Here is a 13790-nt window from a genome sequence, read left to right as displayed (position 1 = left end):
AATGACTTCCGGTTACTGTCTCAGGAAAAAATGTCCGTCAAACCCGCTTCGTCTACCCGCTTTCGAATCTTATTAATGTCCGTTGTGTAAAAATTATTCTCCCTCATCCGTTCAAAGTAAACCGACCCGGAGAAGGTATATTTATATCCCAGTCCCTCTTCTGTGGCCATCTGGTCGCGAACGTAGGCAATTGCGTCGCCGATGGCAAGGGCAGGTGGAAGAACCAGAGGTTTCTCCTTCTTTGCTTGTTTTGCAGCATTGTAACCTGCAAGTGTGCCGGTAATGATGGCTTCGGTGTGACCAACCAGGAGTCCTGCCTTTTCTCCGGCGCAGAAAAGATTCTCCACCCCGAGGACCTTGAGTGCGTCATCCCTGGGCGACATGCCGATATACCTGATGGAATTGCCGAGACCGCCGGCATAAGGGTCTTCATAACGCGCGCATTCCATACCCGGGACCTGCCTGAGGGAATCGAGAGGGATGTAGGAGGTCATAAGTTTTGCGTGGCCCGTATTCAAAAGGATAATATTGTCAAGGAATTCCGGAAGGGCATATTGCTGACAGGCCTTCATTGCAAGCTTCTCTGCGTTGCGCATTGAGGGAGGTATGGGGATTACGGCTACCCCCTCTTTGTCCAGGGTGTCGGCGACCTCCCTGGAAAGGGATTCCTTAAGAAGCTTGCAGGAGCCGCTCATAGCCCCTATATGATCACCTTTTCGTCCGACCATTTCAGTAATGCCACATTTTGCCGCAATGCTCACCCTGCTGCCAAAAGATGGGCAGCGAAGAATGCACATAGCACACCCGTTGCCGTATTTCGTGCAGTTGACAGGACCTCCTGCAGTGCCTGTGGTTTCAACAAATACATCTCCCTCGAAACGGACCTTATTGCCCTTGATTCTTGCGGTTACAGCTTCGATATGGTCATTCTTAATCACCACATTATCGATGCGGGTGGCAAAGCGGATCTCGATCCCTTTTTTCAGAAGAAAGTCTCTTACAATAGGTTCCATGGTAGCCACGTTGTACAGGGACGCATGTTTATGACCAGGGAATTCGATGTCCCTGTGAAGGTAGTTTTGATCAATAAGATTGAAGATTTCTTTTCCGCCCATTGCCAGGCACTCTTCTGTTGCGGTAAAACGGCCGTTGTTGCGCATAATGCCCCCAACGAGACCTGTACCCAGCAGCATGTCAGTCCGTTCCAGGAGTATGACCTGGGCGCCCTGCTTTTTTGCGGAGATCGCTGCTGCGCATCCTGACCACCCCCCGCCTATGATAACGACTTTCAAATTGTTCTCCTTTTATTACTGGGGCTCACGTCGCCCCCTCCACCAGCAAAGCTGTCGGAGCCACCCCCTCTCGCGACAGAAGTCGCTACAAAAGACAAGATGATACTCATTACTGGGGCTCACGTCGCCCCCTCCACACCGATTTTACCTGCTTTTTTCAGCCAGGAGTATACAGGGGGAAGTTCACTCAGTTCCGGTTCGGTTACGACATCAAGAAAAACAGGAGTTCTTGAAGCAAAAGCTTCATCCAGGCCTGCTTCTAATTCTTCCGGACTCTCTATGTGGAACGCTTTGAGGCCGAACCCTTCTGCGACACGAGCCATATCGCCGGGGGTAAAGTCCACGGAGAGAAACTTGCCTTTGCAATGCAAGGCCTGTAACGCTTTAATCCAGCCAAAACAGCCGTTGTTGAAATGGATCAGCACGGCCGGTGTTCCGAGCCGAACAAGGGTCTCCAGTTCTCCGGCGGACATACCGAGGCTGCCGTCTCCAAAAAGGGCAACTACGCGCGTTCCGGGCCGGGCAAAAGAAGCCCCTACTGCGGCAGGAATAGCATATCCCAGCCCTCCGAAAGAGCGGGGGATAAGGAACCTGGAGCCTCCGCCCTGCAATTTCAGGAAGCGTGTAATATAAGGCGTCGGGGTACCTGCATCGGAAATCACTATGGATGGCGAAGGAAGCCTCTGGTTCAGGGCATGTATAAGGCGCTGGGGCTTAATAGGGATCGAGTCTGAATTGAGGTCGGACTGTGATTCTTCCCAGAAACGGGTCCTTGACCGATTTAGTTCGTCCACCCACGGCGAAGGCTTGCGGGATCTCCCCTCTTTTGCCAGTAATTCGAGAAGGTCTTTTGATACGAGCCTGGCATCTCCAGCCACATCTAAAGTGTTGGCGAAATTGTTCGACAACTGGACCGGGTCGAGGTCTATCTGGATTATTTTGCGAGTCGGCTGATAAGAGGGCAGGGTCCAGCGTATGGTCGAGACCGATCCTCTTTTGCAGCCTATGTAGAGGAGAAGGTCCGCCTCTTCAACAGCTTGATTGGCATACATGTGAAATCCGTTATCCCCGACGACTCCCAACGCTAAAGGATGATCGTCAGGCATGATCCCCTGGCCGGAGATGGTTGTTGCCACCGGAGCGGCAAGCCATTCGGAAAGGGCGAGAATTTCCTGCGAAGCCTGGGAATGGTTGGCGCCGCCCCCTGCGATGATCACGGGCCGAACAGCCTTAATGAGATGTTTTGCTGCTTCCTCCAGGATCTTTCTGCTGCCCCTGGTCCGGTATGCCGGGTAGTCTATGCACTCGGTTTCAGAAAAAATGGCGTGGCTGCCTCCATGGAATTCCCCTGACAGTGTTTCCTGAGGAAAGGCCAGATGCACCGCGCCAGGTTTCCCTGTGGTGGCCACCCGAAAGGCCCTTCGCACGGTTTCCGGTATTTTTTCCACCTGTTTCAAAAAACCGGACCACTTGGTGACAGGTTCGAAGAGCCTGAGATGGTCAAGAGCTGTAATAGCTCCCCTGCCTTCGTCTGCCAGAGAGATGTCGGAGGTGAAGAGGATTACGGGGATCGACGAAGAATTGGCTTCTGCCACACCGGGGATGGAATAGAGGGCACCTGCTCCGCTGGGACACTCGCAGATACCTGGCTTGTTGGATAACCGTGCATAGGCATCGGCCATAAAACCGGCGGAACGTTCGTCTCTTGCCATTACGTGGCGTATTTTAGGTGCTGCATCATAGATAGCTTCATAGAGGGCCAGGCTGGTATCTCCGGGTACCCCGAAGATCACCTCGACCTTATATTCCAAAAGCATCTGTATGAGAATCTCGGCACCTTTCATGGCCTGCTCCACAAAGGGGTCAAATACTTGTTCTTTGGCATGTTCTCAATAGATAAAGTTTTGACCACGGTTTTCCCTAACGGGATCTGCGACAAGGTTTGAACACGTTCCATAAATTACCTCCTGAGAAGCAATATGTCCAGAAAATTTCTTCTTTAATAGGGTCCGCAGAGGACCCAGGCCGCAAGTCTGCGGAGATTCGCTATGTTTCGAACCGGATACCCTGGGCCAGAGGAAGGTCCTTTCCCCAGTTTATGGTGCAGGTCTGGCGCCGCATGTAGGCTTTCCAGGCGTCGGAACCTGATTCACGGCCGCCCCCGGTGTCTTTCTCGCCCCCGAAGGCACCCCCTATTTCAGCCCCGGAGGTGCCGATATTCACATTCGCAATACCGCAGTCGGAACCTTGTGAACTCAGGAACAGCTCGGCTTCTCTCAGGTCATTGGTAAAGATAGCAGAGGAGAGACCCTGGGGAACCTCGTTATGATAGCAGATAGCTTCTTGAATTGTCTTGTACGGGATGAGATAAAGGATAGGTGCAAAGGTCTCTTCGCGGACTATGGATATATCGGCCTTTGCCTCGCAGATGCAGGGCGTTACATAGGTTCCTGCATCATAGATCCCTCCTCCCGAGAGGACTTCTCCGCCATACAGCACATGGCCACCCTGTTCCTTAAGCGTGGCGAGGGCTGCCTGCATGGCCTCCACTGCTTCCCGGTCCACGAGGGGCCCCATAAGGGTCATCTCTTCGAGAGGGTTTCCAATTCTGATTGATTTGTATGCTTTGACCAGGGCTTTGGAGACGGTGGAATATATGGACTCATGAATGATCACTCGGCGCGTGCTTGTGCACCGCTGGCCTGAAGTCCCGATTGCACCGAAGAGGATAGCCCGAACAGCCAGATTCAAGTCTGCGCTGGGGGCTACGATGATCCCGTTATTTCCGCCCAGTTCAAGTAAGGTTCTCCCGAGTCGTGCACTCACCTTCTCTCCGATATGGCGTCCCATCCGTACGCTGCCCGTGAAAGAGACGAGGGGAATACAGCGGTCTTTGATGAGGGCCTCCCCCACAGAACTGCCCTTTCCGATCACAAGGTTCAGAATGCCTTCCGGAAGTCCATTGTCATGCAGCACCCTCCAGGCAATCTTCGTGGCAGCAATGGCAGAGAAAGGTACCTTGGAAGATGGTTTCCAGATTACCGTATCTCCTGCAATCAGTGCAAGCATCGCATTCCAGGCCCAGACAGCTACAGGAAAGTTGAAGGCAGTTATGACAACGATGGGACCCAAAGAGTGCCACTGCTCATACATACGGTGAAATGGGCGCTCGCTCTGCATCGAAAGACCATAGAGCATCCTCGATTGGCCCACGGCAAAATCGGCCATATCGATCATCTCCTGGATTTCGCCTTCACCTTCGGCCCTGATCTTTCCCATTTCGAGACTTACCAGGGCACCCAATTCTTTTTTTTGTTCGCGAAAGGCGTTGCCCAGTTGTCTGACAACCTCACCTCTTTTGGGGGCAGGAACAGTTTTCCATTCCTGGAAGGCCTTTCCGGCCTCCTTTATCACCTGGTCACAATCTGCCTTATCAGCACAGCGGACCCTTCCGATGGTCCGGCCGTTGACCGGAGAAACGGCCTCGAGCAACTCCCCTGTGCAGGGGAACCAATGACCGATGCCTGCCCCGGACTGTTCTTCCGACAAATCCAATTTTTTTAATATGTCTTCCATAGCTTTTCACCATCCTAACGGGCAGGCATTGCGTCAAACCTCTTATTTCTCCCCTGTTATATAACTTCTAATGCACAAAAGCCCTGCCGGCACAATCTTTCCGCATTCAGTTTGTCTGCCCTTGTCTCCATATATGGTATACCATGTTATATATTTGTCAAGTAAAGAGACTGTTAGGAAGCGGACTTCCGCATAATGCCGGTAATGATGACCTGCAAAAGAGGTTTGTTTATCTATCCATAAATGGAGTTGACAAGAAAATTCCAAAATAATATACTTCAGCTTACAATGTCAGCAGAATACACTGAAATAAAAAGCGATGAGGTTGTATACCGAACAATTTTTGAGATAATGAGTACCGCAACGATCATTGTTGAGGAAGACGGATTAATATCCATGGCAAATCAGGAATTTGAAACACTTTCGGGGTATCAAAAAGAAGAAATTGAGGGCAGAAAAACCTGGATGGAATTTGTTTCTCAGGAAGATTTGGAAAGAATGGAGGATTATTATGCTGCGCGAGAGACAGATTCAGACAATTCGCCTGGTAGTTGTGAATTCCTTTTTAAAGACAGATCGGGCAACATAAAGAATGTTTTCCTGACTGTTGCCGTAATCCCGGGAACAAAGAAGAGTATAACTTCTCTGCTCGATATTTCGGAACGAAAGCGCATCGAGGAGAATCTCCGTAATGCACTTATAGCAACCCATGATATTATACAAAACTCACCGGTCGGGATATATGTCATGAATGACCGCGGCAGGATCGTTTATTACAATCATGCATTCCGTAAAATAAGTGGAGTAACCGATGAACAGATTCTTGAGGCGAACATGCTCAATCTCGAGGAATATCAGAAAGTGGGACTTGCCGATAAAATAAAAAAAGGATTACAAGGTGAGCCCTTCAGAATGGATAATGTTAAATACATATCCCATTTCGGCAAAAAACCTACAGTAAGAAATTTTATTGGCATACCTTTCGAGGAAGCCGGAGAGAAAAGACTCCTTATGTTTGTTGAAGATGTTACCGACCAGAAGTTCCATGAAGAGGAACTTGCTTATATGGCAACCCATGATGCCTTAACCGGACTTCCCAACCGCCTTCTTTTCAATGACCGTTTACAGTTTTCCCTTGCATATGTGCAACGCCGGCAACTGAAACTCGCTGTCCTAATGCTTGACCTTGATAGGTTTAAGGAGGTAAACGATACACTGGGGCATGATGTGGGAGATATGCTGCTTAGATCTGTGGCAGATAGATTTAAAAGCGTACTGCGCAAAGCCGATACCGTCGCACGTTTGGGCGGAGATGAATTCATTCTGCTTCTGCCGGATATCATAAAAGCGGAAGATGCGTATGCAACGGCAAATAAGATTCTCGAAACCTTTGAAAAAAGTTTTGTTTTAGATAGTCACCAACTTGCTGTTACTGCGAGTATCGGGATTGCCGTTTACCCTGAGGATGGTACAGATTCGGAAAATCTCGTTAGAAACGCTGATATAGCAATGTACGATGCAAAAAGGAACGGCAGAAACAGATTCCAGCGTTATACAGGTAGTCCTTAAAAATTCACCGCGGAAAACTTTTTTACAAAATATCTTTCTTGTTAAACATGCTCATCGCTTTTTCTTTGCTTTCAAAGATGAACGTATGAATTGCATCTGTTGCTCTGTCAAGAGATTCTATCAGTATTTCCCTTTCTTCTTCCCTGAAACCGGAAAGTACATAATCTTCCGGTTCCATGAAGGGACTCCTGCCGATCCCGATTTTTACCCTGTAAAAGAGTTTTGTTTGCAGAGCATCTGCAACGGATCTTACGCCTCTGTGTCCGCCGTCCCCCCCGTTTAGTTTTATCCTGATTTTACCGAAATCCATATCAAGATCGTCGTGGATAAGAATAAGCTCTTCGGGTTTTATACCCATTTTCCCTGCAAGAGATGAAACAGGTGCGCCAGAGATGTTCATAAAAGTATCCGGTTTTGCAAGAAGCACATTTTCATGCATACCTATTCTGCAGCCACAGACCTTTTTTTTTACCGGGATATGGAATTTTTCTGAAAACCTGTCTATTACAAGATAGCCAATATTATGCCTTGTAAACTGATATTCAGAACCTTTATTACCAAGACCGCATAATAAAAACAAAAAAACTTTTACCCTTCCTTCTTTTCTTCGGCTACCACGGTTTCCTCGGTTAAAGCCTTTTCTTCGCCGGCAGCGTGGATAACTGTTACTATTGCGACATCCTGATTTTCAAGTAGCTTAACCCCAGGCATGGATATCTCGTGAACATGAACGGAATCCCCTATACCGAGGTTTGTAATATCAACCTCAAATTTTTCCGGTATCTGAGACGGAAGACATTCGGCCATAACTGTCCTCAAATGCTGTTCAACGATTCCACCGTCTTTTAATCCTATTGGCGTACCGGTCAGGTAGATGGGTATTTCCACCTCAATGATTCTTTTCATGGAAACCTGCAAAAAATCAATATGACAAATGGTATTGCTTATTACGGTCCTTTGCACGTTTTTCACCATGACTGGTCTGTCTGCAGTGCCGGTGCTATCAGGTAGTTTCATTGTAAGAATTGTATTCCTTTTCAATTGCTTGCGGAGTTTTTCCCAATCTTTTAATGAGATTGTGATCGGTAACGATTCAATGTCTCTGCCGTATAAAACTGCAGGGATACCTCCCTCTTTTCTTATCTTTTTTGCAAGGGACTTGCCATGGCCATTTCTGACATTTGCTTCAATTAATATTTCTTCCATTTAAACCTCCTGGTTTTATTACTTAATGAATAATTAAAACTCGATCCGTCTCCGGCTGAATCTGATGTCGGGTCTGCTGCTTTTATATAAACAAAGAACTAACGGATTCGTCCCTGTGTATCCTTTTTATTGCTTCACCGAGTATGGGAGAGACATCAAGCACCTTGATCTTCTCGACCTTTTTTGCCTCTTCCACCAAGGGGATTGTGTTTGTTGCAATGAGTTCTTTTATCTGCGAGTTGTTTATCCTTTCAACTGCATTTCCTGAGAGCACTGCATGGGTACAGCAAGCATAAACACTTCTTGCGCCGTTTTCCATAAGCGCTTCGGCTGCCTGGACAATGCTTCCGCCAGTATCAATCATATCATCAAGAAGTATTGCTATTTTATCCCTTACAGTACCGACGATGTTCATAACCCTTGAGACATTCGCTTTTTCTCTTCTCTTATCAATAATGGCAATGGAAGTATTCATGCGCTTGGCAAGTTCTTTTGCCCTTTCAACACCTCCTGCATCAGGCGATACTATGATGATTTCACCTTCTATCTTTTTCAAGTATTCAAACTGTGCAGGCAAAGCATAAAGGTGATCAACAGGGATGTCAAAGAAACCCTGAATCTGCCCCGCATGTAAATCCATAGCAAGTATCCTTGTAGCGCCTGCCAGTGTGATTAGATTGGCGACAAGCCTTGCCGATATCGGTGTTCTTGGCACTACCTTTCTGTCCTGTCTTGCATAACCATAGTATGGCATTACTACAGTTATCCTTTTTGCCGAAGCCCTCTTCACTGCATCAAGCATTATCAACAATTCCATAAGATTGTCACTCACGGGAGGGCAGGTAGGCTGAACGAGGAAAGTGTCCATCCCCCTTATATTTTCCACAATTTCCACCTGAATTTCACCGTCGCTGAATCTGCCGACTTTTGCTTTACCCGGTTGAATGTCCAGGTACTTACATATCTTATATGCAAGATCAACGTTGGCGTTTCCTGTAAATACCCTAAGTTTATCCACGTAATGCTCCTTTAAAATTCTGGGGCGGGAGGGCTCGAACCTCCAAATGCAGGCTCCAAAGGCCTGTGTCTTACCATTTGACGACGCCCCAATAATTTTTATTATTTATTGCTGATGTTTTCTGTGTGCCTCTTTTTCGTATGCTTCAATCACGCTTAATTCAATTTTCTGCCTTGTAGCATTATTCAAAGGATGAACTGTGTCTCTATAAGAACCGTCTTTCATTTTCTTGCTCGGCATTGCAACAAAAAGTTTGCTGTCCCCATTTATCACTTTCAAATCCCTCACAATAAAACAATTGTCAAATACAATTGATGCATAAGCTTTAACCCGCTTCTCCTCTACCGGAAAAATCTTGATATCTGTTATATCCATTTAACTCCCCCTTATGTATGCTATGTGCAATGAATGCACTTTTCATATCGCCGAAAGATATCAATGTTTTTTTTGCTTGCTCCTTATCTTTGAATATACCGAAAACCGAGGATCCACTGCCGCTCATAAGCGCACCAAAAGCGCCTGCATCAATTAATCTCTCTTTTAATGTCTTAATTTTTGGACACATTAATATGGCGACCTTCTCAAGATCGTTTTCCAGGATATCCGCAACTTCTTGAACAGATTCAAAATTTTTCCTCAATTTAATATCATTTTTGTCTTTTGTCAATACGATTTTTAGGCCTCCATATACATCCGGGGTTTTTAACGCTATATCAGGATATATGATGAGGTACCATAACCGGGGTAGTTTGATAGGCGATACCTTCTCTCCTATTCCTCTTATTATGCATGGGCCTTCGCTAAGGAATAAAGGAACATCAGCGCCTATTTCCTTCCCCATTTCCACAAGATCTGAATGTTCTATAGTCAATCCCCACAATTTCGGTAATTCCCTTAAAACAGCAGCAGCATTACTGCTTGGTCCGCCAAGACCGCTGCCTATTGGTATATTTTTTTCCACGTATATATTAATCCCTTTGTTGATTCCATATCTTTTTTTCAACAGCATTGCTGCCCTGTATATTGTATTTGCATGCCCTTCGGGAAGACAATTTTTATTATCCTTTACAGTTACAATTTCATCATCCTGATTTTTAAAATATATCACATCATAAATAGAAACAGGCGACACGATGCTTATGATATTATGATAACCATCATCTCTTTTTGAAAGGACTTTCAAAAAGAGATTAACTTTTGCAGGGGACATGCAAATATGTTGAGCATCATCTTTATTTTGATTTGCCAAATCACTTTTACTTACGGATTCTGAACCTTGCATATGCTGTCTTATTTTTCCGTTTTTCACTTTCCGTTTCCTGCTGTACTGTTGCTCTACGATGCTTTTACTACCTGGAACCTGTCAATGCTGAAATCAGGATTGGCAATAAGATTAACCTTTGTTTTAAGGGTATTTTCTATGAACTCTATTGAACTTTTCTCTTCCTCGTAAATAAAAGTTGCTGCTTCGGGGGATAGATAGACGTTCACGCTATCCACCTCTTCATTCCTGCAAAAACTTCTGATTTCTCTGAGTACTTCATAACAAACTGTGTATCTTGATTTTACATAGCCTGAACCGTCGCAGTTCGGGCAGGTTTCAGTAAGCATGTTGACTATATTGTGTCTTGTCCTTTTCCGTGTAATCTGGACGAGGCCGATCTCACTGATGGGATACACGAAAGTTTTTATCCTGTCCCTTTTTAGAGCTTCCATTAGAGCCTGAAAGACCGTATCTCTCGATTCTTTCCTCTCCATGTCTATAAAATCTACAACAATAATTCCCCCGATGTTCCTCAACCTTATCTGGTATGCTATCTCTTTCACGGCTTCAAGGTTTGTTCGCAGTATGGTGTCCTCAAGACCTTTTTTCCCAAGATACCTGCCGGTATTGACATCAATAACCGTCAATGCCTCGGTATAATCTATTATTATATATCCCCCTGATTTTAACCATATTTTCTTCTGTATAAGTTTGGCAATGTCTATTTCAATTCCATATGCTTCAAATATGGGGTCTTTTTCATCAAAATAAATTGCTTCGCATTTTTCTTCCGGCAGATATTCCTTTAGAAACTCCTCAATAGTTTTAAAAAGCGGTTCATTGTCAATTACGATCTTTTTCAGATTGTGTGAATGGAGGTCTCTGATGACCCGCAATATCAACCCGAGGTCCTGATGCAGTATAGAAGGCGCCCTTGTATATTTTGCCTTCTCATGGATGCTCTCCCATATTCTCATTAAAAAGTTAAGATCAGCCGACAGCTCTTCAGTTGTTTTGCCTTCCGAAGCGGTTCTTGCAATGAGACCGAACCCTTTCGGGCATATGTCTTTTAACATATCAGCCAGTCTTTTTCTTTCTTCTTCCTGATCTATTCGTCTTGATACACCGATATGCTGAGTCGACGGCATAAGAACAAGCAGTCTTCCCGGCAGCGTTATTTTTGAAGTGACTTTAGTTCCTTTTTGGCCTATAGGTTCTCTTGAAACCTGTACGATCAATTCCTGCCCTTCTTCTAATACACCTTCTATCCTTTCGTTCATCTCAATGGGGAAAATAAGGTCTGCATCTTCATATTCCTCGTACATAGCCTTATCCAGCATGATATCGCCGACATACAAAAATGCTGATTTTTCAAGTCCAACATCAACAAAGGCGGCGTCCATTCCAGGAACAATCCTTGCTACCCTGCCTTTGAAAATGTTTCCCACCATGTTTTTATCGTTTTTCCTTTCGATAAAAAATTCCACAGGCATGCTATTTTCCAGAAAAGCCATACGAATTTCATTGAATGTTACATTAATGATCAGTTCAGATCCCATGTATCTTCCTGTCTTCTACTTTCATTATCCTGCTAAATATTCCTTTTTGCCAAAATGTTTTAATTCCCTTGCCTTTCCAAAGGTAAAAAGTGTTTTTTGTTCCGGTTCTCCATTTTTTTAAATCTTCCAGTCCTTCATTTTCACCGGAGACCAAAATATATGTATATTCTTTTACCATATATTTCAGGTTGCTCTCAACAATTTCTAAAATCTTCATACCTGCAGGCAATATCCTGTTCATTTCCTTTAGCACTTTTTTATCCGAAAAAGTGCCGGTCTCTGTCTCTATTTCCATTAATTCGCAGATGCTCTCGATCCCGACGGGAAGTGCATCGGACAGGGCAATATTCGGCATAGGATGGTATTTCCCGTGCATTTTTATCGAAACCCCGGAAACCCTGAGTGCCCGGAGCAGGATATCCATGGCGTCAATATGACCCATATACCTTGCATTACCATATTTTCCGTATCTGAGCGTAAACTTTTTTGTAATTGTGAACTTTGGATTTTCCGGCTTTTGGACGTATTGAACCGTATTAATTTCGGAATCAGAAATTTGAGATTTAAGATTTGTGATTTGTGATTTCCCAATCCTGACTTCTGATTCACAGCCTATGCCGCACTGTGCACAACCTGAATAACAGTCTGTAGTGAGCTTGCCAAGTTCAGCACTTTTTGTTTCGTCGATCAGAAAGGACTTGTCAACACCTGTATCAATAAATTCCCATGGCAGAGGTTTGTCAAACTCCTTTTTCCCGAGGTATTTTTCCATGCCTATTCCGTTATTATTGAACCATTCATAATAGACTTCCGGTTTAAAAAATTCTCTCCATGCTTCAAGCCTTACATCTTTGTCTGCAAGGTATTCAAAAAGAGGCGACAGGGAGGCATCGCCTCTTGAAATTATCCCCTCGATCATGCTTGTCGCAACATCTCTGTATTTTACTGTTTTACCCTTTTTCCGCAGCAGTGTTCTTATTACTGACATCTTTTCTCTCAGAGTATCTGCATCTTCCATGGGCAGCCACTGGAAGGGTGTATGCGGCTTGGGGATAAATGGAGAAATTGCAAGATTTATATCCATGCCGGCCTGTTCAAAACTCCTGACAATCTCTTTGATTATTGATATGTCTTCTTCCTTTTCCCATGGGAAACCTATCATGAAGTATATTTTCAATCTTCTCCAGCCGCACTTTTTAAGGAGAGGCAGTTGCCTGAAAAGCACATCAACATCAATATTTTTATTAATCATGCATCTGATCCCGGGAGAAGCAGATTCAAGGGCAAAGGTAAATCCGGTCCTTGCAATGCTGCTTATTGCTCCAATCTCATCTTCACTTATGCTGCCTATTTTCAGGGATGGCAATGAAACGGATACCCCTTTATGGTGCTCTTTTATATAGGAGATGGTTTGAAAAAGGGCGCTGTAGTCGCCGGAACTCAATGAAAGAAGGGATATCTCTTCGTACCCGGTACCCTTAATTGAGATGTCTATTATCTCCTTAATCCTTTCAAAGGATCTTTCCCTGTATGGTCTATATCCGAATCCTGCCATACAGAAGCGGCATCCGTTTCCGCAGCCTCTCGATATTTCGATATTCAGCCTGTTATGGATGCTTCCGGAAACAGGTATAGGCGGCTTTAACGGGTGATAAGAAGCGTCAAGGTCTTTTATATACGACCTTTTTACGGATTCTTTAGGATATAAAGGAGAGTAAATACCTTCGATCTTTGCCAGTTCTCTGATAATATTTGCTCTGTTGTCTCCTTTTATACTTTTAAAGACATTCAGCATTTCAACCAGGCTTTCCTCTGCTTCGCCGATAACAATCAGATCAAAAAACTTTTCAAAGGGTCTCGGATTCAGCATAAGGGGTCCGCCGCCGATGATAATAGGGCCGGCTTGTCTGTCTTCTGATCTTAGCGGTATTTTGCCGAGTTTAAGCATGTTGAGTACATTTGTTACATTCAGTTCATAGGAAAGGGAGAAGCCCACCAGATCCATTGCATATAACGGCGTTCCGGACTCAAGAACGCTTAACGGTATGTCTTTCGACTTCATGTAGTCATCCATGTCGTACCAGGGGGCAAAGCATCTTTCACACCACACCCCTTCCACCGTATTTGCAAGCTCATAGAGAAGAAAATATCCGTAATAGGACATGCCGATCTCATATACATCGGGGTAGCAAAGGGCAAAACGGACAGAGACTTCTTCAGGATTTTTCATGACCCTGTTGGGTTCAATGCCCGTGTAGCGGGCTGGTTTCATGATATTATTGGGTATGATTTTCATAATATGGTTT

Annotated in this window: 11 protein-coding genes and 1 tRNA gene; 1 reads left to right on the top strand and 11 read right to left on the bottom strand. The window is 45.0% G+C overall.

Annotated elements, in window-relative coordinates; all coding sequences use genetic code 11:
• Positions 1-20: 20 nt before the first annotated feature.
• The 3 genes from NT010_09405 to NT010_09395 form a co-directional block, all read right to left on the bottom strand.
• The gene (locus tag NT010_09405; protein ID MCX5806263.1) at positions 21-1292 is read right to left on the bottom strand and encodes an FAD-dependent oxidoreductase; all 1272 of its coding nucleotides are present in this window, start codon (positions 1290-1292) and stop codon (positions 21-23) included.
• A gap of 119 nt (positions 1293-1411) precedes the next feature.
• Positions 1412-3136, bottom strand: coding sequence for a thiamine pyrophosphate-binding protein (locus NT010_09400; GenBank protein MCX5806262.1), 1725 nt, complete (start codon positions 3134-3136; stop codon positions 1412-1414).
• 202 nt (positions 3137-3338) lie between these two features.
• Positions 3339-4868: an aldehyde dehydrogenase family protein gene (locus tag NT010_09395; GenBank protein ID MCX5806261.1), complete on the bottom strand. Its 1530-nt coding sequence runs from the start codon at positions 4866-4868 to the stop codon at positions 3339-3341.
• Between the two features lie 288 nt (positions 4869-5156).
• Here NT010_09395 and NT010_09390 point away from each other — a divergent pair, with 288 nt between their 5' ends.
• On the top strand, positions 5157-6437 hold the full coding sequence (locus NT010_09390; protein MCX5806260.1) for a diguanylate cyclase: 1281 nt from the start codon (positions 5157-5159) through the stop codon (positions 6435-6437).
• 22 nt (positions 6438-6459) lie between these two features.
• Here NT010_09390 and pth read toward each other — a convergent pair whose 3' ends face one another.
• The 8 genes from pth to NT010_09350 form a co-directional block, all read right to left on the bottom strand.
• Positions 6460-7017 carry an aminoacyl-tRNA hydrolase gene (gene pth / locus NT010_09385; protein MCX5806259.1) on the bottom strand — a complete coding sequence of 186 codons (558 nt, stop codon included), beginning with the start codon at positions 7015-7017 and terminating at the stop codon, positions 6460-6462.
• Positions 7018-7025: 8 nt separating this feature from the next.
• Entirely contained in the window at positions 7026-7643 is a 618-nt protein-coding gene (locus tag NT010_09380; GenBank protein MCX5806258.1) for a 50S ribosomal protein L25, read from the bottom strand.
• Positions 7644-7725: 82 nt separating this feature from the next.
• Positions 7726-8661 (bottom strand): ribose-phosphate pyrophosphokinase, encoded by a 936-nt coding sequence (locus NT010_09375; GenBank protein MCX5806257.1) that lies wholly within the window; start codon positions 8659-8661, stop codon positions 7726-7728.
• 19 nt (positions 8662-8680) lie between these two features.
• A tRNA-Gln gene (locus tag NT010_09370) sits at positions 8681-8752 on the bottom strand.
• Positions 8753-8766: 14 nt separating this feature from the next.
• Positions 8767-9036: a septation regulator SpoVG gene (gene spoVG, locus NT010_09365; GenBank protein MCX5806256.1), complete on the bottom strand. Its 270-nt coding sequence runs from the start codon at positions 9034-9036 to the stop codon at positions 8767-8769.
• Complete coding sequence (gene ispE, locus NT010_09360; GenBank protein ID MCX5806255.1) at positions 8987-9970, bottom strand: 4-(cytidine 5'-diphospho)-2-C-methyl-D-erythritol kinase; 984 nt, start codon at positions 9968-9970, stop codon at positions 8987-8989. The genes spoVG and ispE overlap by 50 nt, the downstream gene beginning before the upstream one ends.
• Before the next feature lie 26 nt (positions 9971-9996).
• Positions 9997-11484, bottom strand: a complete 1488-nt coding sequence (locus tag NT010_09355; protein ID MCX5806254.1) for an Rne/Rng family ribonuclease — start codon at positions 11482-11484, stop codon at positions 9997-9999.
• Positions 11474-13780 carry a TIGR03936 family radical SAM-associated protein gene (locus NT010_09350; GenBank protein ID MCX5806253.1) on the bottom strand — a complete coding sequence of 769 codons (2307 nt, stop codon included), beginning with the start codon at positions 13778-13780 and terminating at the stop codon, positions 11474-11476. The genes NT010_09355 and NT010_09350 overlap by 11 nt, the downstream gene beginning before the upstream one ends.
• Positions 13781-13790 lie beyond the last annotated feature (10 nt).

Source organism: Pseudomonadota bacterium (assembly GCA_026388275.1).
GTDB lineage: Bacteria > Desulfobacterota > Syntrophorhabdia > Syntrophorhabdales > Syntrophorhabdaceae > JAPLKB01.
Note: the sequence above shows the minus strand (reverse complement) of the source record. Positions and strands in the feature narration are given on the sequence as shown.